Origin of the sequence: Komagataeibacter xylinus, from assembly GCF_004302915.1 — a bacterium.
GTDB classification, from domain to species: Bacteria; Pseudomonadota; Alphaproteobacteria; order Acetobacterales; family Acetobacteraceae; genus Komagataeibacter; species Komagataeibacter xylinus_C.
The window spans coordinates 59266-85114 of sequence record NZ_QQBI01000010.1 but is presented as its reverse complement, the minus strand read 5'-3'; the positions used below and the strand labels follow the sequence as shown (position 1 = coordinate 85114).

Here is a 25849-nt window from a genome sequence, read left to right as displayed (position 1 = left end):
GCCCCATGACCCTGCCCGACCGCTTCATCGACCATAACAGCCAGGAGGCCCAGTACCATGAGGCCGGGCTGGATGCGGTGGCCATTACCAATACCGCTCTTGATGCGCTGGGTGTCGGAATCAGCATGACGCAGCCCTTGCTAAAGACGGCAAACGGACCGAAATCATGAACATTATGAAACATGCCCTGAAAACCACCGCGCTGGCGCTATGCGCCGGCCTGATGGCGGCACCGGTCGTCCCTGCCGTCTTCCCCATCAATGCAGCCCATGCGGCCGCCGCGTCCGACGCGCAGGTGCAGGAGCCGATCAAGGCCCTGTATGCCGCCCTCGACCGCGTGCAGGCCAAAGGCAGCGGCACATTCGAGCAGCGCTCGCAGATGCTCGCACCGGCAATCGACCGCGCCTATGACATGGAGGCCGTGCTCGCCTCCTCCATCGGCCCGCGCTACGCCACCCTGCCCGATGACCAGAAGCAGCAGCTCCTGACCACCTTCCGCCAGTTCACCATTGCCCGCTATGTCTCGAGCTTCAAGCCGGGCAGCGATGCGCGCTTCACCATTGCTCCTGCCGTCACGCCCTCCCCGGTGGGGAACGACCGTATTGTTATAACGCATATCGGCTCGTCCGATGACCCGAGCGGGACCGAAATCAATTACGTGATGCGCTCGGATGCAAAGGGCTGGCAGATCGTTGACGTACTGCTCAATGCCCATATCAGCCAGGTGGCGGCACAGCGTGCGGATTTCAGCTCCGCCCTGTCTGGCGGGAATGTGCAAAAACTGACAAATCTGTTACAGAAGAAAATCAAGACCTTCTCGGAAGAATAATCTGACCCTTCCCTGACGTCTTTTTCATTTTGTTTCACGCGCGGGACCTTGCCGGAAAAATAATGTCTGTTTTCAACGCTCTTGTTTCACCCGCCGGACTGGCCGCGACTGTCGCGGCCGCCGGGTGCATGCAGGCAGCGGTAGGCACTTTTCTGGTCTCGCGTTTCCGCTGGCAGGAAAAACGCGTTGACCGGGCAGTGCCCCTGCCCCCGGTCTCCGTGCTCAAGCCGCTGCATGGCGATGAACCCCTGCTTGAAGAAGCCCTCGAGAGCTTCTGCACGCAGGACTATCCGCATATGCAGATCGTCTTTGGCGTACAGGCCGAGGATGATGCCGCCATACCCATCGTGCGCCGCCTGATGGAACGCCATCCGGATGTGCCGATGGAGCTGGTGATCGACCCCACCTTCCATGGCGTGAACCGCAAGATCGGCAACCTGATCAACATCATGACGCGCGTGAAGCATGATGTGCTGGTCATTTCCGATTCGGACATTCATGTCGCACCCGACTACCTGCGCCATGTGGTGGGCGCCATGGTGCCCGACAATGTGGGGCTCGTGACCACGCTCTATGCGGGGCTGCCCGCCTCGAACACCGTGCCGCGCCTGCTGGCCGCCTGCCAGATCAACCACAATTTCCTGCCCGGCGTCATGCTGTCGCGCTACCTCGGGCGGCAGGACTGCCTCGGCGCCACCATGGCGCTGCGGCGCTCCATGCTCGATGCCATTGGCGGGCTCGAAGCCCTTGTGCCCCATGTGGCCGATGATGCGATCCTTGGCCGTTACGTGCGCGAGCACGGCAAGGACATCGCCATTGCCGCATGCATGACATGGACCACCGTGGGCGAAACCTCGATGCGTGAGGTACTGGCGCATGAACTGCGCTGGGGCCGCACCGTCAAGACCCTGGAACCGGCGGGCTATGCGGCCTCGGCCATCCAGCTGCCCCTGTTCTGGGCCACTGTTGCGGTGCTGCTGGCACCGCACGCGGCATGGACATGGCTTTTCTTTCTTGGTGCGTGGGGATGGCGGGGCGTATGTTCCTTCATCCTTGACCGGACACTGGCGCAGCGCAGCCTGCTGCCGTTACTGCTGCTCCCCCTGCGCGACTGGATCTCAGCCGCGATCATGGTGGGCAGCGTTACGGGCACAAGGGTTGCCTGGCGCGGGCAGACGATGCATGTCACGCCCCATTCGGTCATGACACCACGATCGCAACCCGCCTCCCCCGGTGACTGACCCCCCAGCCCGCCGGACCGTTTGAAAAAACCCACCCTGTAGTCAATAAGAACGGGTATTAAGGGAACCCCGTTCCCCGCCAGAACCCGAGGATACGCGTAGCATGATGAAAACCCTGTTTCTCCAGCCGCCTTCGTTTGACGGATTCGACGGTGGGGCCGGTTCCCGCTATCAGGCCAAGCGGGAAATCAAGTCGTTCTGGTACCCGACCTGGCTGGCCCAGCCCGCCGCCATGGTCGAGGGCAGCCGCCTGATCGATGCGCCGCCTGCCCGCATGGGCATGGAGCCGATCCTCGAAGACGTGCGCAACCGCGACCTCGTCATCATGCACACTTCCACGCCTTCCTTCGCATCGGACGTGCGCGTGGCCCAGATGCTCAAGGATGCCAACCCCAAGGTCAAGATCGGCATGGTTGGCGCCAAGGTGGCGGTGCAGCCCGAAGAGAGCCTGCTCAACGCCCCGCCGGTGGACTTCGTGGCCCGCAACGAGTTTGACTTCACCATCAAGGAAATGGCGGAAGGCCGCGAGTGGAAGGATGTCGATGGCATTTCCTGGCGCGACGCCGATGGCAAGATCGTGCACAACCGCGACCGCGCCATGATCGAGGACATGGACAGCCTGCCGTTCGTGACCGAGGTGTACAAGCGTGACCTGAAGATTGAAGATTACTTCATCGGTTACCTGATGCACCCCTACATCTCGATCTATACCGGCCGTGGCTGCAAGTCGCGCTGCACCTTCTGCCTGTGGCCGCAGACCGTGGGTGGCCATCACTACCGCACCCGCAGCCCCGAGCACGTGGCCGCCGAGATCCGCCTGGCGAAGCAGTATTTCCCGCAGGTGAAGGAATTCTTCTTCGACGACGACACCTTCACCGATGACCTGCCGCGCGCCGAAGCCATTGCCAAGGAACTGGGCAAGCTGGGCGTGACCTGGTCGTGCAACGCCAAGGCCAATGTGCCCCGCAAGACGCTGGAAGTGCTCAAGGCCAACGGCCTGCGCCTGCTGCTGGTCGGTTACGAGAGCGGCAACCAGCAGATCCTGCACAACATCAAGAAGGGCATGCGCGTCGAGACGGCCCGCGAGTTCACCAAGAACTGCCACGAACTCGGCATCAAGATCCATGGCACCTTCATCCTCGGCCTGCCGGGCGAGACGAAGGAGACCATTCAGGAAACCATCCGCTTTGCAACCGAGATCAACCCGCACACGCTGCAGGTCTCGCTGGCAGCGCCCTATCCCGGCACGTTCCTGCACCAGCAGGCGACCGAGAATGGCTGGCTGGATGAAAAGAACGCCGAGCTGATCGATGATAACGGCGTGCAGATCGCGCCGCTGCACTACCCGCACCTGTCGCACACCGAAATCTTCCAGAGCGTGGAAGAATTCTACCGGAAGTTCTACTTCCGCGCGCCCAAGATCGCCTCGATCCTGAACGAGATGGTGCGCAGCCCGCAGATGATGAAGCGCCGCCTGCGCGAAGGGGTGGAGTTCTTCCAGTTCCTGCGCGAACGCCGCGCGGCCTGATCCCGCAACGCCCATGCCGGAACCTTCGGGTTCCGGCATTTCTTTTTTCAAGCCACCCGGTTTTGCTGCATGAAGCGCGTCATCATATCCGCCGATGATTTCGGCCTGTCGGAAGAAGTCAACGAGGCCATCGAGATCGCCCACCGGGATGGGTTGCTGTCAACGGCGAGCCTGATGGTCTCCGGCCCCGCCGCAGCCGACGCCGTGCGCCGCGCCAGGAAACTGCCTGACCTGCGCGTGGGGCTGCATCTCGTGGCCATTGAAGGCCCCGCCACCCTACCGCCTGCCGATATTCCGCTGCTTGTGCCCCAGGATGGCCAGTTCCCCTCCGACCAGCTCAAGCTGGGGGTGGAATATTTCTTCCGCCCCGCCGTGCGCCGTGAACTGGCCGCCGAGATCGAGGCGCAGTTCCGCGCCTTTGCCGCCACAGGGCTGGCGCTGGACCACGCCAATGCGCACAAGCACATGCACCTGCACCCCACCGTGGGGCGCTACCTGATTGACAGTGGCCTGCGCCATGGCCTGCGCGCGGTGCGCGTGCCGCTTGAGCCGCCCGAGCCGCTGCGTGCGGCCGGCACCTTTGCCGACACGCTGGGCGATGCCGCCCTGCGGCGGTGGACCGGGCTTTTGCGCCATCAGGCGCACAAGGCCGGGATGGTGACGAATGACTGGTGCTTTGGCCTGGCCTGGAGCGGCCACATGACCACCGAGCGCGTCTCGGCGCTGGCGGCCCACCTGCCTGATGGCCTGTCGGAAATCTATTTTCACCCGGCCACGGCCAAGAACAAACTGTTGCAGCGCCTCATGCCGACTTATGAGCATGAAGCCGAGTTCCGCACGCTCTGCGCGCCGGGCTTTCGCTCGGGGCTGGCCCATTCGGGGGCCACACCCACCACATGGACCGATGTGGCCTGCGGGCGTTAAGAGAAAAAAATGCCGCCTTTTTGAAAAAAGGCGGCACCTAGAAACATCCTGACCGATACTCAGCCCAGCTTGGATTCAACCCATGCCTTGAGCTGGCTCTTGGGCATGGCGCCGGTCTGCTGGGCTACAGGCTTGCCATCCTTGAACAGGACCAGGGTGGGGATGCTGCGCACGCCATATTCATTGGGGGTGCGGAGATTGTTGTCGATATCGACCTTGGCCACCGTCATGCGGCCCTTGAACTCACCGCCGAGTTCTTCTAGTGCGGGCGCAATCATCTTGCACGGGCCGCACCATTCGGCCCAGAAATCAACCAGAACCGGCTCCTTCGAGTCGAGAACCAGGGTCTTGAACTGGTCGTCGCTGACCGCAATCGTGTTTTCACCCATCACTCAATGCTCCATTTACGGCAGCCACGGCTGCCTGTGTCCTTGCGTCCTGCTGACATGGCAATCGCCCGGCACGCGGTCAAGCCCGTACTGATCCCTTTAAGGCAACCCTGTCCGGTGCATAATGGTCGAGCAGCGCTGCTGGCAGGATGTCAACGCGCACGCCTTCGGTCCAGACCAGCACGCACACGACCTGCCTGCCGGGATAGACCCCGCGCAGCAGGGCGCGGTAGGCCGCCATCTGGCGCAGGTAGAGCACGGGGGTCTGGTCAATATCGGCGGGCGGGTGGCGGTTGGTCTTGAAGTCGCACACCGTGACCGTATCGGCATTGACCGCCATGCGGTCCACCTGCCCCACGATCACCTGCTCGCCCACAATTCCGGCCAGCGGCTGCTCCACGCGGCTGCCGGGGGCAAACAGCGCCGCGAGTGCTGGCTGCGCCATGACCGCGAGCACCTCCGCCACCAGTTCATCACGCAGGTCCGCCGCAAGCCCCGCCGCCGGGCGCGACAGCCAGGCATGGGCCAGTTCCGCCCGCGCATCGGGCGCGCAGTCGGGCAGGTACTGCAACAGGGCATGCACCAGTTGCCCGCGCTGCAGGGCGCGGGCGCGCCGGGCCGTGGCATCGGCGCGGTCACGCACCGTGCTGGCCGCAACCAGCGGCGAGCGCACGGCAGGCTGCGGGCCAAGGGCCACGTCATCGGGCCGACTGGGTGCGAGCGGGCGGGCCAGCGGGCCCTCCGCCACGGGCAGCACGGGTCGCCACAGCGGCGCGTGGCCCATCCAGTCCGGAAGGGCAACCGGCTGTGCATCCAGTGCCGGGGCCTGAGCCCTGGGCATGGGGGCGGGCACGCTGCGCTGTTCCTCCAGCACAAGGCTTTCGCCCTCCCAGCCCAGATCGAAGGGGCGGGCCTCGGCGCCCGCCTGCTCGAAGCCACGGTGGCACAAATCGTACCAGCAGCCATCGGGCACGCCCCGGCTCGGCTTCCAGCCGCATACCACCAGCCGGTCGCTCGCACGGGTCAGCGCCACGTAAAGCAGGCGGTTATATTCCTCCGCCGCCTCCTGCCTGATCTTTTCCTGCAACGCCGCGGTCAGGTCTGTGGCCAGTTCGCGGCGGGGCACCCAGATGGGGATATCGAGGTCGGTCCGCGTGTCTTTTTTCCACAGGATGTTGGTGTCAGAGCGGGGGCTGGCGATGGTGTCGGGCAGAACCACCAGCCGCGCCTGCAACCCCTTGGCCCCGTGCGCGGTCATGACACGCACCATGTTGGCCGAGGCATCGGGCTCGTGGCGCACGGTCTCGTCCGAGGCATTGAGCCAGTGCAGGAAACCCTGCAGCGAGATGGCATGCGCCTCCTCAAAGCGCAGCGCCGCGGAGAGCAGTTCATCCACCGGTTCCACCGCCTCGGGGCCAAGGCGGGCCAGCAGCCGCGTGCGCCCGCCCAGCGGGCCAAGGGCCTCGGCCAGAAGCTGGTAGGGCGTTGCGTAATCCACCTGCCGGAACAGCGTGTTGAGGATATGCCACGCCGCCGCCCAGTCCGGCCGCTCGGCATGGCGGGCACGCAGCACGGCCCACAGCGGCTTGCCATCACGCCCCGTTGCCAGATGCATGAGCGATTCATCATCCAGCCCGCCAATGGGGGAAGTCAGCACGCAGGCCAGCGTCAGGTCATCCTGCGGCAGCAGCAGGCACGCGCACAGCGCCATGAGGTCCTGCACCGCAAGCTGGTCGGTCAGCACGGTGCGCACGAGGGTGGCCACCGGCACGTCGTTCGTTTTCAGCGCGCGGATCAGGGCGCGGGCAAAGGCCGAGCGGCGCGGCACGAGAATCAGCACATCCCCCGGCGCAAGAGGCGCCTCGCCCGGTGAGGGCGGCCTGCGCAGCTCGGCTGCAATCCAGGCGGCCAGCGTATCGGCCAGGCGTTGCTGGGCGGTGGACTGGCCCGCATTGCGGGTAGGGGCCTGCCAGGGGCTGACCGCCTCGCCATCCTCTTCCACCGGCACGGGGGGCCAGATCTCGACGCGGCCGCCTTGGCCGGGGCGGGCCGTGACATGGGGGGGGATGGTGCCATCGGGCTCGGCCACGCCACGGGCGGCGGCGGGATTGGCGAACACGCTATCCACCAGTTTGAGCACCGGGGCGGTGGAGCGGAAGGAGACGGTCAGGGCCGGTTCGCGCCACAGGGCCTCGGCTGCCGCGGCATTCTGGCGAAAGCGCTGCCGCCATGCGCGGAAGGCCTCGGGGTCGGCCCCCTGGAACGAATAGATCGACTGCTTGTAGTCCCCCACCGCGAAGATGGTGCGCGGCGTGCCCTCGTCATCATGCGTGCCCTCGCCCGCGAAGAACTCCGCCGTCAGGCCACCGGCAATGGCCCACTGGTCGAATGATGTATCCTGCACTTCATCAAGCAGCAGGTGGTCGATGCCGCCATCAAGCTTGTACAGCACCCATGCCGCACCGGGATCGCGCAGCAGTTCGAGCGTGCGGTCGATCAGGTCGTCATAATCGACCATGCCCTGCGCGCTCTTGCGCGTGGCGTAACGCTCCAGCACCGGCTGGGCTACCGAGAGCAGCGCGCAGGTGAGTTCAAAAACCGTGATCGCGCGCATCTGCTGCTCGGTGGCGATGATGCGCGCAGCCTCCGCCAGCAACTGCTCGACCAGAATCGGGCACAGGGTGGCAAGCTTCGCGTTCAGCCCGCCACGCTGGCGGGGGGCCCCCTCGTTTGTAAGCAGCGCCTTGCGCCATACGGGCCATGTTGCAGCACGGGTGGCCGCATCCTGCCCCAGCCAGTCCAGCATGGTGGCGGCCTGCGTCCTGACCGTGGGCGATCCTTCCTGCGCTGCAAAACGCAGGCCATCGCGCAGGGCGTCCTCATCGGGGATGGTGGCGCAGGCGTGTCGCAGCACCTCATCCACGCTGCGCCCGCTTATGCCCAGCAGGCGCATCAGCGCGGCCTCGACACTGGCCCGGTCGCGCACCCACTGCCGCGCCACCGGCAGCAGGCGGCGGGCATCCGCCTGCAGGCGGGCGATCAGGGACGTAAAGTCACCCACGCCGATCTGGCCCGCCAGCAGCCCCACGGCGGGGCCACCCGCGCCCACCACATCCTCAACCGCGGCACGCTGGGCCAGGCGGGCATCGGTCTCCTCGATCAGGGTGAAATGCGGGCTGATCGCGGCCTCGATGGGGAAGCGGCGCAGCAGCGACTGGCAGAAGGCGTGGATGGTGCCGATGCGCATGCCACCGGGCAGGTCGAGCACGCGGGCAAAGAGTTCACGCGCCACCTGCCGCGTGCGCTCATCCACCGGCACGGACAGGCGGGCAAGTTCGCCATCAAGCGCATCATCGGGTAGCATGACCCACCGGCCCAGCCGGTCCTGCAGGCGGATCGACATTTCCGCCGCCGCCGCCTTTGTGAAGGTCAGGCACAGGATGCGGCCGGGGTCGCTGCCCGCAACCCGGGTGGGCACGCCATCACGGTCAGGCACATCGCGCGGCAGCATGAGGCGCAGCAGCCGGTCGATCAGCAGCTTGGTCTTGCCACTGCCCGCCGAGGCCGAGACAAACACCGAGGCCTGCGGGTCGGACGCCTGGGCCTGGCTGGCATTGGCAAGGCCGATGGCGTCCATCGTGGTGCCAGCCTTGGGGGGGGCGACGTTCATCCGCCATTCTCCTCACGCGCAGCACTCCATTCGGCAACGCGGGCCAGATGGGCGTAATCGGCAAAGCGGGGTTCCTCACCGGGATAGGGGTGCGACAGGTAGGGCTGGTCGGGATTGTCATACCCGGCCACCAGATCGCGCAGCCCCGCGCGGCACGATGCGATCAATTCGGTCAGTTCCGCCCCGCGCGCCACGTCGAGCACCAGGGCGGGCACATGGCCGCCGGTCAGCCGCCAGTACACCAGTTCGGCCACCGTGCCCGCCACGGGGGGGGGAAAGCCGCCGCTTTCAATCATCGCGGCCTCAAGCACCAGTTGCGACTGCCAGCCCTCCAGCACGCTGCGGCGCGTGGGCAGGGTGCCGGTCTTGTAATCGAACAGGCTTAGCGTGCCATCATCGTGGCGGTCGATCCGGTCGGCCCGGCCGCGCAGGGTGAAGGGGCCGCCGGGCAGGTCTTCAAGCTGCATCCGCCCGCCCAGCTCGGTCAGCACCGTGCGCGGGCCGCCCGTCGTGCAGCGCGCCTGTTCGGTCGCAGCGCACCAGGTGGCGATGCGCTCCAGCCTTGGCGCCCACCAGGCGGCAAGGGCGGGGCGCAGTTCGGCCTCGCGCAGCACATCGGCAAAGACGGCCTGCATCTGTGCTTCGCCATCAGCAGGCCAGCCGGTGGGGTGGGCGCGGAACCAGCGGTCAAGGGCCGCATGCACGATCTGGCCGTAATCCGCCGCATCGGCCAGTTCCTCAAGGTCGGGCAGGCGGTTGAGGCGCAGGATACGGCGGGCATAGATGGCGTAGGGGTCGCGCATCCATGTCTCGATCTCAGTCACCGACAGGCTGCGCGGGCGCAGGGGCACAGGCGGCCGGGGGCGCGGCGGGCTTGCGGGCTGTACCAGCCCGCCGGGCGGCCGGTCGAGGCTGTCAAGCCAGCGCAGGGCGGGGTGCTGCGGCAGGACGTGGCCGTGCCCGGCCAGATAGGCATTGAGCCTGACCAGCCACCGCGCGGGCACGGTGGGGGCACCCTGCCGCCGTGCCGCCATGGACAGCACCACCCTTGGCGCGGCGCAGGCGCACGCAACAAAGTCATGCGCGGCCTGGCCTATGGCCCATTCCGGCGAGGGCAGGCCCACGCGGGTGCGCATGGGGCGGCTCATCCACGGCCCCGGATCGGTGGCGGGGGGCCAGACGGTTTCCACAAGGCCGCCGAGCACGATGGTATCGGCAGTCTGCAATCGCGCCTCGAGCAGGCCCCAGATGAACACGCGCGGATGCACCGCCGTGCCCTCGCGCCCGCGCACCGCACGCCGCCCCTGCACCGTCATGCCCGCAAGCGAGGAGGCCAGCAGCCCGTCAAGCGCGCCCAGCCGGGCCTCGGGCAGCACGTCGCACCATGCCAGCATGGCACTCATGTGCTGGCCCAGCGCGTTGCCTTCCTCGCCCGCCCACAGGCGCTCGGCCCCATCGGTGGTGTCGGTCGCGGCAAGGGCCTGCGCGGTTTCGATCAGGGCGGCAAGCAGGGTGGAGACCGGCACAAGGCCCGCGCGTGGCAGGGCGAGCAGCGGGCCAAGGGCTGTTTCGATCCGGTTGATGAAGGCGGTGATTTCCTCCGGCGCGTCGGGCGCATCGGCCAGTGCGCCGTGCGGATCCTCCGCAGCGCGGGCCAGCGCGCCGCGCAGCCCGGCAATGCCCGGTGGCGGGGCGGGTCCGCGCAGCACCAGCCGCTCGAGCTGGCGAGCGCTGGCGCGGCAGTTGCCCGGCGCAAGACCACATGCCGCGAGCGGATGCTTGATGACCGAAAGCAGCGCCACGGGCGAAAGCCCGCCATCCACCGCCTGTATGATCAGCCGCAGGAAAGCGGTCTGCGGTATGGTGAGCAGGCTTTCGCCCGCGCTGTCATCGGCAATGACGCCCCAGCGCACCAGTTCGGTCGCGACCCGCCCGGCCAGCGCGCGGTCGGGGGTGACGAGGGCGGCCCGCCTGCCGGGCTGCTCGAGCACCTGGCGCAGCACCATGGCAATGGCGGCGGCTTCCTCCTGCTGGTCGGTGCTGCGCAGCACTGACAGGCCATCGGCCATGACCGGGGCCCCGGGTTCGCGCCAGCCGGCCAGCGCATGGGCGGGCAGCAGGGCGCGGGCCAGCAGGCTGGCGCGCGCAACGGGGCTGCTGGCAACGCAGCCGCGTGGCAGGTCGCCCCACTGTTCCATGCAGCCCCGCTCAAGGCCGAGTTCGGCCAGCATGTGCGCGGTGCCCGCCTGCGGGTGGTCAGGTGGCAGGTTGCGCCAGACGGTATCAGCGCAGTCCATGTCCACGCCCGGCAGCACCAGCAGCCCATCGGGCAGCGAAAGCACGGCACGCAGCATGGCGATGGTGGATGGCACCGCATCGGAAAAACCCGCCGCCCAGATGGGGTAGCCCGCAGGGGGCGGCGCCTCAAGCCAGTGCTGCGCCTGCGCGTGCAGCAGGGCGGTCTGGCGGGCGACGGGGTTCATCACCCCCTGCTCGGCCAGCCATGCGGGCCAGACCTGGGTGATGATGGACAGGAACTGCACGGTCAGGTGCCAGTGCTGGGCAAAATCGCCCTCGGCGGCATGGGGCAGGCGTTCATGCAGGTCGCATTCGGCCCATTCCGCCTCATCCATCAGGTCGGCCAGCGCGCGGGCGAGCGGCCAGGCCTGGTCCACGCCCTGCACATCGCCAAAGGCGCGGCCCGCCTGCATGACCAGCAGCGTAAGCGTGGCAAGGCGGCGCACGGGATCGACCGCCGGTGGCAGGTCGAGCGCGTTGCGGCCCGACAGCGCAAGGGCCGCCTCATCAAGCCCGGCAATGGGGGCGATGCGCGGCAGCAGGATGGGGCGGCCATCGACCTGGCGCACGAAGGCCTCGGTCAGGGCGCGGGCGGCACGGCGGCTGGGCAGCAGGATCAGTCCGTTGCCGCAGGCCTGCGCGTCATCCCCCGCCTGCGCCAGCCAGCGCGCGGCGATCTGGTCCACAAACGGCACATGCGGCGCAATGACGGCGGCGCGGCCGCGCACGCAGGGCGCTGCAGGCTGGCTCATAGCCCGGTATCCGAATCCGGGTTGAGGGTGGAATGCAGCACGTGCTCGGCGGCCGTGATATCGGCCGGGCGCGAGAGGTGGAACCACAGCGAGTCATGCACGATCACGCCCAGGCGGCCTGCCTCCATCGCCCGGTCCCACAGGCGGTTCATACTGAAGCCGCCTTCGGGTGCTGCATCAAACAGCCGGGGCGAGACGATCTGCACGCCGGTAAAGACATAGGGCGTGATCTCGCCCGCGCGCGGGCGGCGCGGCCTGCCATGGGCATCAACGGCAAAATCGCCATGGCCCACCTCGCCTACCGCACGCGTCATGCCGCCAAGCAGCAGCATGGCATCCATGGAGGCGGGGTCGAACGCCGCCGCCAGCCGCCGCAGGGCAGGCACCGGGCCGTTGAGCCACATGGCATCGCCATTGAGCAGGAAGAACGGGTCCGGCCCGATCCGGCCCGCACGCAAGGCAGTCGCGGCACTGCCGCCGGTTTCAAGCAATGTGTCCTCGACCTGCTCCACGGTGCGGGGGCCGCGATGGCTGGCGGCGCGCGCGGCAAGGGCTGCATGGATGGCATCGGGCTGCCAGTGGGCATTGACCACCACCTGCGTCACGCCTGCCGCCTCGAGCCGGTCGAGCACGTGGTCCAGAATCGGCTGCCCCGCCACGCGCAGCAGCGGCTTGGGCACCGATTCGCTCAAGGGACGCATGCGGCGGCCCAGCCCTGCGGCAAAAACCATGGCGGTACGGGGCATGTTCACGCTCATGGGGCATCTCCTGTATCAGGGTTGGTCAACGGCAACCGCGCCAGTCGGGCTGCATCACCTGCCAGCCGGGCCACGCGCCCGCCGGCCGCATCCGGCACGAGGCTCACCCGCAACGCATCAGGCGGCGCCAGACCGCCCAGCCGGTCCGGCCATTCAACCAGCACGATGCCCTCGCACGCCTCATCCCACCCCAGCTCATACAGGGCATCAGGCCCATCAAGCCGCCACAGGTCAAAATGCGAGACCGGGGCTACCGGCGCTTCATAGACCTGCACCAGGGTGTAGGAGGGGCTGGGCACCTCCATTTCCCCATCCCCGCACAGGGTGCGCAGCAGGGCGCGGGCCAGCGTGGTCTTGCCTGCGCCCAGATCGCCTTCGAGCAGCACGACATCGCCGGGGCGCAGAATGGCGGCCAGCGCCCGGCCCAGCGCCTGCGTGGCCTGGGGGGCGGGCAGGGAAATTTCACGCACGGAAAGGTTTGCATCCATGCCACCAGTGTGCCCCCGCCCCGCCTTGGCGCACAAGGGGGATGGCAGGCGGGCCACCCGGAAAACCGTTTTTGTGCCCCATGTCATGATTGTGTGATGAGAAATGTCTTTTCAATGGCTTAGCGCCTCTTGGCACGCCATCATGACACGCCAGGACGCGCCCGAGGCTTGCGCCGTGGGGCACAACCAAGCAAAACCGCACCTGACATATGCCTTTACCCAGACCACGGACTGCAGGACAGCTGAGCCGGACATGACCACGCCCTCCCCCACCCACACCACCGATGTCGCCATTATCGGCGCGGGCCCTGCCGGGCTGTTTGCCGCCTTTGAATGCGGCATGCTCAAACTTGGCTGCGTGTTGATTGACGCGCTTGATGAAATTGGCGGCCAGTGCGCAGCGCTCTACCCCGAAAAACCGATCTATGACATTCCCGCCCACCCCGCGATCGAGGGTGGCGCGCTGATCGAGGCGCTTGACCGCCAGATCGCGCCCTTTGACGTGCCGCGCCTGCTTGGCCGCCGGGTCGACAGCCTTGAGGGCACGCGCGGCAGTTTCCGCCTGGGCACCACCAGGGGCGACGTGATTGAAGCCCGCGCCGTCATCATCGCTGCCGGTGCGGGCGCATTCGGCCCCAACCGCCCCCCGCTTGAGAGGCTGGAAGCATTTGAGGCCACGGGCAGCGTGCAGTATTTCGTGCGCCGCCGCGCCGATTTTGCAGGCAGGGACGTACTGATTGCAGGCGGTGGCGACTCAGCGGTGGACTGGGCGCTGTCATTGCGCGATGTGGCACGCAGCGTGAAGCTGGTGCACCGCCGCGACCGCTTTCGCGCCGCCCCCGAAAGCCTGCGCCAGCTTGACGAGGCGGTCAGCCGTGGCGAGGTAGAAAAGATCATCGGCTACCAGCTGCATGGCCTGCACGGCACGGACGGCGCGCTTGCGGGCGTGGACCTGGCGACACTCGATGGCACGATCAGGCATGTGGCGTGCGACCACCTGCTGCCCTTTTTCGGGCTGGCGACCGACCTCGGGCCGATTGCCCAGTGGGGGCTCGACACAGTGCGCGGCACCATTCCCGTCATCCCTTCCACCTGCGAGAGCAGCCTGCCCGGCATTTTCGCGGTCGGCGATGTCGCGACCTATCCCGGCAAGCTCAAGCTGATCCTGCAGGGCTTTACCGAAGGGGCCATGGCCGCCCATGCCATCCACCCCATCGTGCACCCGGATACGGCGCTGCATTTTGAATATTCAACCAGCAAGGGCGTGCCCGCAGGCTGACAGGTGGCGGATTTCAGCCACCCGGTCCTGTCATAACTCAAACGGTTGACCATTGCTTCCGTCTGGCGCATCCCCGATGTGTTGATGACGGAAGAATAAGGGACAGACCGTGAAAGTTATCGTTCTGGGCGCGGGCGTGGTTGGCGTGACGGCGGCATGGTATCTCGCCAAGGAAGGCCACGAGGTCACGGTCATTGACCGCCAGCCCGCCGCCGCGATGGAAACCTCGTTTGCCAATGCGGGCCAGATCTCGCCGGGGTTCTCCTCCCCCTGGGCCGAGCCCGCGCTGCCGCTCAAGGTGCTGCGCTGGATGGCCGGGCCGCACGCGCCCATCGTCGTGCGCCCGCGTCTCGACTTCGCCATGATGCGCTGGCTCGAGCAGCTTCTGGCCAACTGCAACGCGCATGACTACGATGTCAACAAGTCCCGCATGCTGCGCATCGCGACCTACAGCCGCGACTGCCTTGATGCCCTGCGCCGCGATACCGGCATCACCTATGATGACGAGCAGCGTGGCCTGATCCAGCTTTTCCGCACGCAAAAGCAGGTCGATGCCGCCGCCCGCGACATGAAGCTGCTCGATCTTGCGGGCATTGCCCACGAGTTCCTCAGCCCCGATGACATCGCCCGCCACGAGCCGGGGCTGATGGAAAACCGCCACCTGTTCCAGGGCGGACTGCGCCTGCCCGGCGATGAATCGGGCGACTGCCACATGTTCACCGCACGCCTGGCCCAGAAGGCGGAAGAGGAGCTTGGCGTCACCTTCCATTACGAGACCAATATCGAGGCCCTTGATGCCTCGGCCACCGACATTCTTGGCGTACGCACCTCCATGGGCCGCATGACGGCGGATGCCTATGTGGTGTCGATGGGCAGCTATTCCCCGCTGCTGCTGCGCCCGCTGGGCATCAGGCTGCCGGTTTACCCCACCAAGGGCTATTCGCTGACGTTGCCGGTCACCGATCCCGCCCGCGCACCGGTTTCCACCGTCAATGACGCGACCCACAAGGTCTCGATCACGCGGCTGGGTGAGCGGATCCGCATTGGCGGCACGGCGGAACTGACGGGCTACAACCTGCGCCTGAGCCGCGACCGGCGCGAACTGCTCGAGCTTTCGTTCAGCGAACTGTTTGGCGCGGGTGGCGACCTGTCGCAGGGCGCTTACTGGACCGGGCTGCGCCCGAGCACGCCTGATGGCACGCCGGTCATTGGGCCTGCGGGGCGCTTTGCCAATCTGTGGCTCAATACCGGCCACGGCACGCTGGGCTGGACCATGGCCTGCGGCTCGGGCCGCGTGCTGGCCGACCGCATGAGCAACAAGCGCACCGAGATCCCCTGTCTCGACCTGTCGATCGACCGCTACGCCACGGCCTGAAGCCGGGCTGCCCTTCCAGGCAGGGCGCCGCCTTTGTGCAACAAGGCGGCGCCCCCGGATTTTGCGCAAAAAAAAGCCCGGCATGAGCCGGGCTTTTTTCGTGCAGCCGTAACCGGCCCCACGGGGGAACCGGTTACGGGCGTGCGGGAATTACTGGGCGGCCGGGGCAGCAGCAGCCGGAGCCGCCGCGTCCTTCTTGGCACCATGATGGTGCGTGCCATTGTGATGGCGGCCACCGTGATGCTTCTTCTTCGCACCAGCTTCAGCCGGAGCCGCGCCGTCGGCTGCGTCAGGCACGTGCTGCGGCGCGGAAACGGCCGGGGTGGTCGGCTCGGCGGTCTGCGCCATGACAGGTGCTGCAACGCCCATGACGGCAACAGCGGACAGGGCAGCCAGGAAACGACGGGTGGAAACGATCATATAAAAATACTCCAGGACTCAGGACTGTATGTCCCAATACGCCAATGGGCTGACGAATCGTGCCAGCCGGTCTGGCTTCCCTGCTCTAACATGAAGCAGGAAAACCGTCCTGAATTAAAATTCTTAAATTTATGGATATGTTCTCACTTCTGCCGCAAGGTGACCGCAATCTCAAGAACTGAAACGTAACTAAAGATTGCAGCCACCCTCGCGCGAGGGCAGAAATCAGTCAACCGAGCCCGAACGCTCGCGCTTCTTGCGCTCGTGCGGGTCGAGGTAGCGCTTGCGGATGCGCACGGCGGACGGCGTCACCTCGACAAGTTCGTCATCCTCGATATAGGCGATCGCCTGCTCGAGGTTCATCTTGCGCGGCGGGATCAGCAGCAGGGCCTCGTCCTTGCCGGCGGCACGGATGTTGGTCAGCTTCTTTTCACGCACCGGGTTCACTTCAAGGTCATTCTCGCGCGAATGCTCGCCGATGATCATGCCCACGTAAACCTTCTCGCCCGCATCGACGAACAGCGTGCCACGGTCCTGCAGCGAGAACAGCGAATACTGCGTGGTCGCCCCGTCTTCCGACGAGATGAGCGAGCCGTTGCGACGGCCTGCAATCGGCCCGACATAGGGCTGATAGCCGTGGAACAGCCGGTTCATGATGCCCGAGCCGCGCGTGTCGGTCAGGAATTCGCCATGATAGCCGATCAGCCCGCGCGAGGGGATGAGGAAGCTCAGCCGCACCTTGCCACCGCCCGAAGGCTGCATGTCCTGCATGATGCCCTTGCGCAGCGCCATCTTCTCGACCACGACGCCGGAATACGGCTCGTCCACGTCGATCAGGACTTCCTCGAACGGCTCTTCGCGCTCGCCGGTTTCCTCATTGGTGCGGAACAGCACGCGGGGGCGGCCGATGGTCAGCTCGAAGCCTTCGCGGCGCATCTGCTCGATCAGCACGCCCAGCTGCAGTTCGCCACGGCCCGCGACCTCGAAGGCCTCGCTCTCGGGGCTCTCGGACACGCGGATGGCGATGTTGCCTTCCGTTTCCTTGAACAGGCGGTCACGGATCTGGCGCGAGGTGACCTTCTTGCCTTCGCGGCCGCCCAGCGGGCCATCGTTGAGGCGGAAGGTCATGGACAGCGTCGGCGGATCAACCGGGGTGGAGGGCAGCGGCTCCTTGACTTCAAGGGCTGCGATCGTCTCGGGAATCGTCGCTTCCGACAGGCCGGCCACGGCCACGATGTCGCCTGCTTCCACTTCTTCCACCGGCACGCGGTCAAGGCCACGGAAGGAGAGCAGCTTGGTCAGGCGGCCGGTCTCGACCACCGAACCATCGGGGCGCAGCACATGCACGGGCATGTTCATCTTCGCCACACCCTGCTCGACGCGGCCGGTCAGCACGCGGCCAAGGAAGTTGTCGTTCTCCAAGATGGTGGCGACCATCGCGAACGGCGCGTCCTTGTTGACCTTCGGCGCCGGCACGTGGCTCAGGATCAGGTCGAACATGGGCGAGAGGTCCTTGCGCGGACCATCGATCTCGGTATCGGCCCAGCCCTGGCGGCCCGAGGCGTAGAGCATGGGGAAGTCGAGCTGCTCGTCATTGGCGCCAAGGGCCGCGAACAGGTCGAAGATCTCGTTATGCACTTCATCGGGGCGGGCATCGCCACGATCGATCTTGTTCACGACCACGATCGGCTTCAGACCGCGCGCAAGCGCCTTGCCCACCACGAACTTGGTCTGGGGCAGAGCGCCTTCAGCGGAATCGACGAGCACGATAGCGCCATCGACCATGCTGAGGATACGCTCGACCTCGCCGCCAAAATCGGCATGGCCCGGGGTGTCGATGATGTTGATGCGGGTATCTTTCCACACCACCGACGTGCACTTGGCAAGAATGGTGATGCCACGCTCGCGCTCGAGGTCGTTGCTGTCCATGGCGCGTTCGGCAACGTGCTGGTTGTCACGGAAGGAACCGGACTGTTTGAGAAGCTGGTCGACCAGTGTGGTCTTGCCATGATCGACGTGCGCGATAATGGCGATATTGCGGATATCCATAAGTGCTCTTGACCTGACTTTCCTTGGCGTTACGCCATACGGGTGCGCGGCGGCACATGCGGGCGACACCCGTGCGTGCGGCGGCGGAATGATTGGCTGCTGGCTGCGTAGATAAAGCGGACTGGCGCGGATTGCACGCGAAACTTCGCGCACAACCCTGTCAAACGCCCGGCCTCCTGCCCTTCAGGTCAGAAATCCATGTCCTGGCGCATGTTCATGAGCGGGCGCGCGCCGTAATGCGAAATCACTTCCGAGGCGGCGACACTGCCCAGCCGCCCGCATTCGGCAAGCGTGCGGTCCGATGTCCAGCCGGCAAGGAAGCCCGCGGCATAGGCATCGCCCGCGCCGGTGGTATCGATCACCTGCGTGCGCACGCTGTCGATGACGATGCGCTGCTGGTCCTGGATGATGACGCTGCCCTTCTCCGACCGGGTCAGCACGGCAAAATGCGTGTCGGCTGCGACAAGGCGGGCGGCATGGTCGAAATCGGCGGTCTGGTACAGCGCGCAGATCTCGTCCTCATTGGCGAACAGGATGTCGATATGCCCGCGCACGAGGTCAAGGAACGCCGCGCGGTGGCGGTCGACGCAGAATTTGTCGGACAGCGAGAGCGCCACCTTGCGGCCTGCCTCATGGGCAATGCGGGCAGCAGTGCGAAAGGCTTCCTGTGCCGCTGGCGGGTCGAACAGGTAGCCTTCCATGTAGGTGACCTTGGCGGACTGGACCACGTCGGCCAGCACGTCTTCGGGGCCGAAATTCACGCACGCACCCAGATAGGTGTTCATGGTGCGCTGGCCATCGGGCGTGACCAGGATGATGCAGCGCGCGGTGGGGTGGGCCGTGCCCGCATCGCCCTGCAGCGGCGATGAGGGGAAATACACGCCCGCCGCCTGCATGTCGGTCGCGAAGGCTTGGCCCGGCACGTCATCGGCCACCTTGCCCAGATAGGCCACGCGCGCGCCCATGTTGGAGGCGACAACGCAGGTATTGGCCGCCGAGCCGCCGCCCATTTCCTTCTCGCGCCGGATCTGGCCGTACAGCGCCTCGGCGCGGGCGGCGTCGATCAGCATCATGCCGCCCGGCGTCATGCCGTTGCGCTCCGGGAAGGCAGCTTCCACCGGTGCCAGCACATCGACGATCGCATTGCCGATGCCCAGCAGGTCAAACCGGCATTCTGCCGCCTGTCCCGAATTTTCCATATCCTGTGTCACTCCCATCGCTGATCAGGCCCAATATGCAGGCAAGGCGCAGGTGCGCCACGAAATAACCCATTTTTTCAGGCCAAAGTCGCCCTTCGCTATCATTGGCGGGTAAATGGCGCAATGCATGAAGTTTTTTATGCCTCTTCCGGCTCCTTAACGCCCTTGTCGACAGGTTTGGGGGGCGTATAACCGGGTATAGGGGGCTGCGGCCTGCAACCAGCCCGAGAAGCGTTCTTTTTCGTTCTGGGGCGTTCGTGCGCTCCGATGCAGCATCTAACCAAGCGGGGTAATATTGTTTAAACGACGCAAGCCAGCAGACACCAAGCCACCCGCCCCCACTCCGTCCCCCGCGCAGCAGCCGGGCCGCCCGGTCATGGGCGGTGGCACCTCTCCTTCTTCTCCCTCTGCCAGCAAGGAAAATACATCCATGGCCCGTCCGCCCTTCCCGCCCACGCCTTCCCCCTCGTCCGCGCCGGGTGGCGCACGCCCCGGTGCACCGGGCGCTGCAGCACCCGTCAAAAAGGAAAATGAGCGCCGCACCCTGGTGGTCGGGCGTGGCATCAGCGTGCAGGGCACCATCCAGGATGCCGAGCGCCTGGTGGTGGAAGGCACGGTCGAATCCTCGCTGATCAATGCATCCGAGCTGCAGATCGCGCAGGGCGGCGTGTTCAAGGGCGAAGTCGAGGTTGAGGACGCGGAACTCGCGGGCACCATCGATGGCACGCTGACCGTGCGCGGCAGCCTGACCATCCGCTCCACCGGCCGCCTGCTCGGCAAGGCCAAGTGCCGCCGCCTGAAGGTGGAAGATGGCGGCCAGGTCACCGGCCAGCTGGAAATGATCACGACCCCCGCCGCCCCGCAGGCAGCCCCTGCCCCGGCAGCCCAGCCTGCGGCCCCGCGCCCGGCCAGCGCGGGCTGAGGCACGCTTCCGCCCGGGCCCGCCGGGCGGATACAAAAAACGCCAGTGGCAGCAATGCCCTGGCGTTTTTTTTGCACTGACCTGCGTAGCGGCCCTCTCCCGTCAGGGATCAGGCCACGTTATCGCGCCGGTCGCTGCGCAGCTTTACATAGGCAAGCTGCGCGTGTTCGGCACAGTACGGCTTGCCCGGCAGCGGCGTTGCCCCACAGAAGTGAAAGCCCGGCGTGCCCGGGTCGCCAAGCGGCCAGCAGCAGGACTGGCTGCTGCGGCGGCGTGGCTCGCTTACGGGGCGCAGCGCGGAACGTGCGGCACGGGCCGGCGCGCGGGCCGGACGGGCGGCGGGTGCTTCGGGCGCCGGTTCGGCTACGGGAGCCGGGGCAGCGGCCTTCGGCTCGGGGGCCGCGACAGTCGCCTTTACCGGCGCGGGTGCCTTTTCAGGCGCGGGCGCTGCGGCCACCACGGGCGCGGGCGCCGCTTCCTTTTTGGGAGCCACGGCGGCTGGCGGCGCAACCGGAGCGGCCTGGGTGGCGGCATCGGCAGGCGGCGTGGCCTTGGCGGCACGACGGATGGGCGATGGGCGGGGCTTGAGGCCAAGGCGATGCGCCTTGCCTACAACGGCATTCTTGGTAACAGATAACTGGCGGCCGATTTCGGCGGTCGATAATCCCTGCTGCCACAGATCACGCAGCCGCGCGATCGTCTCCTCTGTCCATTCCATCGCCATCGTTCTGCACTCCTTACGCGGAATGGAGCGAAACTAGGCGCATCTGCCATCTATCTCAACCGCAGAATGACAGAATCTTGTGGACAGTTCTGCCCATAACCTGTTTGCAACCCATGTAAAACCGCATGACCCCCCCTACGGGCTCAGTCGTGGATCAGTTTAACCTTGCCATCCTCGACCCCCATGGTCAGCCTGCCTGCCTTGAGTTCACGCGCAAGCTTGCCAAACACCGTATTGCGCCAGCCGTGGAAAGCGGGGATATCCGCCGCGTCATCAAGCGCGAAACGGTCAAGGTCCTCTGACGACGCCACAAGTTTCGGGGCCACGCGATGGGCCTCGCAGCAGGTGGCGAGCAGCACCTTGAGCAGGGCGATCAGCGCGGCCGAGGGGCGCGGCGCATCCTTGCCCCGCCCCTTGGGCAGGCGTGGCAGGTCGGCTTCCGGCACGGCCTGCGCTTCGGTCACCGCCTCGAGCAGGGATTGCCCGCTGCGCCCCTCGGCAAACCCGCGCGACACGCCGCGCACGCGGGCCAGCGCATCGACCGTATCGGGCGCCGTGGCCGCGATTTCCATCAGGCTTTCATCCTTGAGCAGGCGCTGGCGCGGCACGTTGACGCGCTGGGCCTCGCCCTCGCGCCAGGCCGCGACGGCCCGCAGGATGCCCAGCATGCGCCGGTTATTGGTGCGCGGGCGCATCTTCTCCCACAAAGTCAGCGGGTCGGGGCGGAAAGTGGCGGGATTGTTCAGGATGTCCAGCTCGGCAGCGACCCAGTCCAGCCGGCCCTCGCGCTCGAGCTGGGCCAGCAGCTTGCCGTAAACCAGCCGCAGATAGGTCACGTCAGCCGCCGCGTAGCCGATCTGGGCAGGCGAAAGCGGGCGCGCCGACCAGTCGGAAAAACGATGCGACTTGTCGATCTGCACGCCAAGCAGCGACGAGACGAGATTGTCATACCCCACCTGGTCGCCATAGCCTGCCACCATGGCCGCCACCTGCGTGTCGAACAGGGCGGCGGGCAGGCGGTCGAACAGGTGCAGGAAGATTTCGAGATCCTGCCTTGCTGCGTGAAAGACCTTCACCACAGATGCATCATCAAGCAGTTCGCCAAGGCTGGACAGGTCAATGCCGGGGGCGATCGTGTCGATCACCACCACCTCGTTCTCGCCCGCCAGCTGCACAAGGCACAGCTCCGGCCAGTACGTGCGCTCGCGCACGAATTCCGTGTCAATTGTTACAAACGGCTCCTGGCGCAGTCGCGCGGTTACAGCCTCAAGCGCCGCCGTGGTGGTAACCAGCACAGGAGCGGGAAATTCGGGTCGGGATACACGTGCCATTCCGTGCAGTTATCATGCCAGCACCGGGTTGCGGAAGCGGGGAAAACCGCATGTCCCCTCCCCGCATTTCCATTGACGCCCCCCAACGCCTTGCGGCATCAGCCCCCTATCCCTTTTTTTCATTGCGGACGGACCCGCCCATGACCTCCAATCCCACCCAAGATGATGGCAGCCAGTTCCTGACGCAGCTCGGCCAGAACAGCGCCCAGCCCGCAAGCCCCGAGGAAGCGCGGCTTGAACGCGTGCCCGCCCCCGACCGCGGGCGGCGCTACGTGGTGCGTTTCACGGCACCCGAATTCACCTCGCTGTGCCCGGTCACGGGGCAGCCCGATTTCGCCCATATCGTGATCGACTACATTCCTGATGAGTGGATCGTGGAGAGCAAGTCGCTCAAGCTGTTCCTGACCAGTTTCCGCAACCACGGCGCCTTCCACGAGCGGTGCTCGATGCAGATCGCCACAACGCTCGTCGATCTGCTCAAGCCGGTGTGGCTGCGCATCGGGGCCTACTGGTACCCGCGCGGCGGCATGCCCATTGATGTGTTCTGGCAGACCGGCACGCCGCCGGAAGGCGTGTGGATCCCGGCACAGGACGTGCCCGGCTACCGCGGGCGCGGCTAAATATCTGTTTTATAAAAATAAAGTTTTTGGATGCCGCCTTTTTTCAAAAAGGCGACATTCTTTTCGAAGCTTTTTTAAAAAAGCTTCACCAAAAACTTCTATCCATAAAAAAAGCGCCCCGTAAGGGCGCTTTTCATGTCCGGCTATACATCCGCCCCCAATGCGGGAAGCGGATGCAGGCTGGCTAGTATCAGAGCGACATGCCCGGAATGGCAGACTGCGCCGCCTCGATCTCGGCCCGGGCCGACTGCATCTTGCCCATGAGGATATCAAGCGCGGGCACGTTCATCTTGTCCGCTTCCTCATAGGATTTTTCCAGACCCGCCAGGCGGGCTTCCGCATCGTCGACCGACAGGTCTTCGAGCTTGGTGGCCCGGTCGGCAAGGATGGTGCAGTGGCTTGGCGCGATATCGGCAAAGCCGCCCGCCACGAAGAAGCGATGCGTCACCACATCGCCTTCATAGATATCAACCACGCCACCGCGCAGCGTCAGCATGAGCGGGGCATGATCGGGCATGGCCGCGATGTCGCCTTCCGCCCCCGGCATGACAGCCATATCAGCGTCATGCGCGAACAGGACTTTCTCCGGGCTGACAATCTTGACCTTAATGGACATGGTCTATTTTCCTTGCGTCAGGGGCCGGGGTTCAGGCCGATTCCTTCATTTTCTCGGCCTTGGCCACCGCTTCCTCGATCGCGCCGACCATGTAGAAAGCCCCTTCGGGAAGGTGATCGTATTCACCCGCCACGATCGCCTTGAACGAACGCACCGTGTCTTCCAGCGAGACCAGCTTGCCGGGCGCACCCGTGAACACTTCGGCCACGTGGAACGGCTGGGACAGGAAGCGCTGGATGCGACGGGCGCGGGCCACGACCAGCTTGTCGTCTTCCGACAGTTCATCCATGCCGAGAATGGCGATGATGTCCTGCAGGGACTTGTAGGTCTGCAGGATGCGCTGCACGTCACGCGCCACCTGATAGTGCTCGTCACCCACGATCTTGGGATCAAGCGAACGCGAGGTGGAGTCCAGCGGATCAACGGCCGGGTAGATGCCCATTTCCGCGATGGAGCGGTTCAGCACCGTGGTCGCGTCAAGATGGGCGAAGGTCGCGGCAGGCGCCGGATCGGTCAGGTCATCGGCCGGCACGTAAACGGCCTGCACCGAGGTGATCGAACCCTTCTTGGTGGAGGTGATGCGCTCCTGCAGGGCACCCATTTCCGTTGCCAGCGTGGGCTGGTAACCCACGGCGGAGGGAATGCGGCCCAGCAGCGCGGACACTTCGGCACCAGCCTGCGTGAAGCGGAAGATGTTGTCCACGAAGAACAGCACGTCCTGGCCTTCAACGTCGCGGAAGTATTCCGCAACCGTAACACCGGACAGCGCTACGCGGGCACGGGCCCCCGGCGGCTCGTTCATCTGGCCATAGACCAGCGCCACCTTGGAGCCTTCGGTCGAGTCGCCATCGAGCTTGATGACGTTCGCGTCCTGCATTTCGTAATACAGGTCGTTACCTTCACGGGTACGTTCACCCACACCGGCAAAGACCGACACGCCGCCATGCGCCTTGGCGATGTTGTTGATCAGTTCCTGGATGATGACGGTCTTGCCCACGCCCGCGCCACCGAACAGGCCGACCTTGCCGCCCTTGAGGTAGGGGCAGAGCAGATCGACAACCTTGATGCCCGTGGGCAGGATCTCGGTGGCGGCGGCCTGCTCGTCAAAGGCAGGGGCGGCGCGATGGATGGGCGCACGCCCTTCGCACTTCACCGGGCCACGGTCGTCGATCGGCTCGCCGATGACGTTGAGGATGCGGCCAAGCGTGCCCGGACCGACCGGCACGGTGATCTGGCTGCCGGTGGCGGCCACTTCCGCGCCGCGGGTCAGGCCATCGGTGGTGTCCATGGCAATGCAGCGGACTTCATGTTCGCCGATTTCCTGCGCCACTTCGAGCACCAGGGTCTGGCCATTGAGCTGAACGTGCAGCGCTTCGAGGATATGCGGCAGCGTACCCTCGAACTGGACGTCAACAACGGCGCCGCGGACCTGGGTCACGCGACCGACGACATTGCTTTTAGGCGCCTGCGTGGAGACAGGAGCCTCTTGAGTTGTGGTTTCCGACATGGGACAGCTCCTGTGAGCGTGACGATCGATCCTCAGACAGCCTGGGCGCCCGAGATGATCTCGATGAGTTCATTGGTGATGTTGGTCTGGCGCGTACGGTTGTACTTGAGCGTCAGACGATCGATGGCCTTGCCAGCGTTACGCGTCGCGTTATCCATGGCCGTCATCCGCGCGCCGTTCTCGCCCGCCGCCGTTTCCAGCATCGTGGCATAGATCTGCACCTGCAGGTTGCGCGGCAGGAGGCTCGACAGCAGCGTGCCCTCATCGGGCTCGAATTCATAAGCCGCGACCTGTGCACCGTCCGCATTATCGTTGTCCGGCAGGGCGAGCGGAATCAGCTGCATTTCCGTCGGCGTCTGGGTCATGACGTTGCGGAACTGGTTGTACACCAGCGTGCAGACGTCAAACTCGCCCTTTTCGAGCAGGGATGAGATCTGCTCACCGAGCTCAGCCGCGGCGGAGAATGGAATCTCCTTGCCCGCCGCCAGATGGCGGTGGTCGATGATCAGGTCCGAAAAATCACGCGACAGGAAGTCGTATGTCTTGCGGCCCACCGGCAGGATCTTGACGGTCTTGCCCTCGGCCTGGAGCTTGAGCACCAGGTTGCGGGTCGTGCGGTTGATGTTGGAGTTGAATGCACCGGCCAGACCACGGTCGCTGGACATGGGCACCAGCAGGTGCACCTTGTCCTGCCCCGTTCCGGTCAGCAGCGCGGGCTGTCCGCCTTCGCCCGCCACGCTGCGGGCCACTTCGGCCAGCATGCGGCGCATTGCATCGGCATAGGGCCGGGCGGCGGCTGCGCGGGTTTCAGCCCGACGCAGCTTGGCCGCTGCCACCATCTTCATTGCGCTGGTGATCTTTCGCGTCGATTTGACGCTACCGATCCGTGCGCGCAGGTCCTTCAGGGAAGCCATGGTTGCCCGATCTTCC

Annotated in this window: 21 protein-coding genes; 8 read left to right on the top strand and 13 right to left on the bottom strand. The window is 65.8% G+C overall.

Annotation, left to right across the window (positions count from 1 at the left end; genetic code table 11):
* The first annotated feature begins 166 nt into the window (after window positions 1-166).
* From DV027_RS08525 to hpnK, 4 genes are all read left to right on the top strand, one after another.
* Window positions 167-829, top strand: a complete 663-nt coding sequence (locus DV027_RS08525) for an ABC transporter substrate-binding protein (protein ID WP_130731433.1) — start codon at window positions 167-169, stop codon at window positions 827-829.
* Between the two features lie 62 nt (window positions 830-891).
* Window positions 892-2070: a bacteriohopanetetrol glucosamine biosynthesis glycosyltransferase HpnI gene (gene hpnI, locus DV027_RS08520; protein WP_130731432.1), complete on the top strand. Its 1179-nt coding sequence runs from the start codon at window positions 892-894 to the stop codon at window positions 2068-2070.
* A gap of 103 nt (window positions 2071-2173) precedes the next feature.
* The gene (gene hpnJ / locus DV027_RS08515; RefSeq protein ID WP_061272758.1) at window positions 2174-3598 is read left to right on the top strand and encodes a hopanoid biosynthesis associated radical SAM protein HpnJ; all 1425 of its coding nucleotides are present in this window, start codon (window positions 2174-2176) and stop codon (window positions 3596-3598) included.
* Between the two features lie 69 nt (window positions 3599-3667).
* A complete protein-coding gene (gene hpnK / locus DV027_RS08510) occupies window positions 3668-4522 on the top strand; it encodes a hopanoid biosynthesis-associated protein HpnK (protein ID WP_130731431.1) in 855 nt (284 codons plus the stop codon).
* A 59-nt stretch (window positions 4523-4581) separates the two neighbouring features.
* Here hpnK and trxA read toward each other — a convergent pair whose 3' ends face one another.
* From trxA to tsaE, 5 genes are all read right to left on the bottom strand, one after another.
* The gene (gene trxA / locus DV027_RS08505; protein WP_078525079.1) at window positions 4582-4911 is read right to left on the bottom strand and encodes a thioredoxin; all 330 of its coding nucleotides are present in this window, start codon (window positions 4909-4911) and stop codon (window positions 4582-4584) included.
* A gap of 79 nt (window positions 4912-4990) precedes the next feature.
* The gene (addA, locus tag DV027_RS08500; protein WP_130731430.1) at window positions 4991-8581 is read right to left on the bottom strand and encodes a double-strand break repair helicase AddA; all 3591 of its coding nucleotides are present in this window, start codon (window positions 8579-8581) and stop codon (window positions 4991-4993) included.
* Window positions 8578-11631: a double-strand break repair protein AddB gene (gene addB / locus DV027_RS08495; RefSeq protein ID WP_130731429.1), complete on the bottom strand. Its 3054-nt coding sequence runs from the start codon at window positions 11629-11631 to the stop codon at window positions 8578-8580. Before addB ends, addA begins: the two co-directional genes overlap by 4 nt.
* Complete coding sequence (locus tag DV027_RS08490; RefSeq protein ID WP_130731428.1) at window positions 11628-12389, bottom strand: nucleotidyltransferase family protein; 762 nt, start codon at window positions 12387-12389, stop codon at window positions 11628-11630. The genes addB and DV027_RS08490 overlap by 4 nt, the downstream gene beginning before the upstream one ends.
* Window positions 12386-12859 carry a tRNA (adenosine(37)-N6)-threonylcarbamoyltransferase complex ATPase subunit type 1 TsaE gene (gene tsaE / locus DV027_RS08485; RefSeq protein ID WP_130731427.1) on the bottom strand — a complete coding sequence of 158 codons (474 nt, stop codon included), beginning with the start codon at window positions 12857-12859 and terminating at the stop codon, window positions 12386-12388. Before tsaE ends, DV027_RS08490 begins: the two co-directional genes overlap by 4 nt.
* A 271-nt stretch (window positions 12860-13130) precedes the next feature.
* Between tsaE and DV027_RS08480 the strand changes: the two genes are divergently transcribed.
* Both DV027_RS08480 and DV027_RS08475 read left to right on the top strand, forming a co-directional pair.
* Window positions 13131-14156: an NAD(P)/FAD-dependent oxidoreductase gene (locus tag DV027_RS08480; RefSeq protein WP_130731426.1), complete on the top strand. Its 1026-nt coding sequence runs from the start codon at window positions 13131-13133 to the stop codon at window positions 14154-14156.
* Window positions 14157-14265: 109 nt separating this feature from the next.
* Window positions 14266-15531 (top strand): D-amino acid dehydrogenase, encoded by a 1266-nt coding sequence (locus DV027_RS08475; protein ID WP_130731425.1) that lies wholly within the window; start codon window positions 14266-14268, stop codon window positions 15529-15531.
* A gap of 150 nt (window positions 15532-15681) precedes the next feature.
* Here the strand turns inward: DV027_RS08475 and DV027_RS08470 are convergent, their stop codons facing one another.
* The 3 genes from DV027_RS08470 to DV027_RS08460 form a co-directional block, all read right to left on the bottom strand.
* Complete coding sequence (locus tag DV027_RS08470; RefSeq protein ID WP_130731424.1) at window positions 15682-15951, bottom strand: hypothetical protein; 270 nt, start codon at window positions 15949-15951, stop codon at window positions 15682-15684.
* A 225-nt stretch (window positions 15952-16176) separates the two neighbouring features.
* Window positions 16177-18000: a translational GTPase TypA gene (gene typA / locus DV027_RS08465; RefSeq protein ID WP_130731423.1), complete on the bottom strand. Its 1824-nt coding sequence runs from the start codon at window positions 17998-18000 to the stop codon at window positions 16177-16179.
* Between the two features lie 188 nt (window positions 18001-18188).
* Complete coding sequence (locus DV027_RS08460; RefSeq protein ID WP_130731422.1) at window positions 18189-19199, bottom strand: adenosine kinase; 1011 nt, start codon at window positions 19197-19199, stop codon at window positions 18189-18191.
* A gap of 430 nt (window positions 19200-19629) precedes the next feature.
* Between DV027_RS08460 and DV027_RS08455 the strand changes: the two genes are divergently transcribed.
* Window positions 19630-20121, top strand: a complete 492-nt coding sequence (locus tag DV027_RS08455; protein WP_130731421.1) for a bactofilin family protein — start codon at window positions 19630-19632, stop codon at window positions 20119-20121.
* 109 nt (window positions 20122-20230) lie between these two features.
* Here the strand turns inward: DV027_RS08455 and DV027_RS08450 are convergent, their stop codons facing one another.
* Entirely contained in the window at window positions 20231-20845 is a 615-nt protein-coding gene (locus DV027_RS08450) for a GcrA family cell cycle regulator (RefSeq protein WP_130731420.1), read from the bottom strand.
* Between the two features lie 143 nt (window positions 20846-20988).
* Window positions 20989-22176: a ribonuclease D gene (rnd, locus tag DV027_RS08445; RefSeq protein ID WP_130731419.1), complete on the bottom strand. Its 1188-nt coding sequence runs from the start codon at window positions 22174-22176 to the stop codon at window positions 20989-20991.
* 140 nt (window positions 22177-22316) lie between these two features.
* On the opposite strand from rnd, the gene queF reads away from it, so the two are divergent.
* The gene (gene queF / locus DV027_RS08440; protein ID WP_130731418.1) at window positions 22317-22796 is read left to right on the top strand and encodes a preQ(1) synthase; all 480 of its coding nucleotides are present in this window, start codon (window positions 22317-22319) and stop codon (window positions 22794-22796) included.
* A gap of 190 nt (window positions 22797-22986) precedes the next feature.
* Here queF and atpC read toward each other — a convergent pair whose 3' ends face one another.
* The 3 genes from atpC to DV027_RS08425 are packed head-to-tail and all read right to left on the bottom strand — an operon-like array spanning window position 22987 to window position 25833.
* Window positions 22987-23412: an ATP synthase F1 subunit epsilon gene (gene atpC / locus DV027_RS08435; protein WP_110567990.1), complete on the bottom strand. Its 426-nt coding sequence runs from the start codon at window positions 23410-23412 to the stop codon at window positions 22987-22989.
* Between the two features lie 31 nt (window positions 23413-23443).
* Window positions 23444-24919 (bottom strand): F0F1 ATP synthase subunit beta, encoded by a 1476-nt coding sequence (gene atpD, locus DV027_RS08430; protein ID WP_130731417.1) that lies wholly within the window; start codon window positions 24917-24919, stop codon window positions 23444-23446.
* 32 nt (window positions 24920-24951) lie between these two features.
* Window positions 24952-25833: a F0F1 ATP synthase subunit gamma gene (locus DV027_RS08425; protein WP_130731416.1), complete on the bottom strand. Its 882-nt coding sequence runs from the start codon at window positions 25831-25833 to the stop codon at window positions 24952-24954.
* Window positions 25834-25849: the final 16 nt, after the last annotated feature.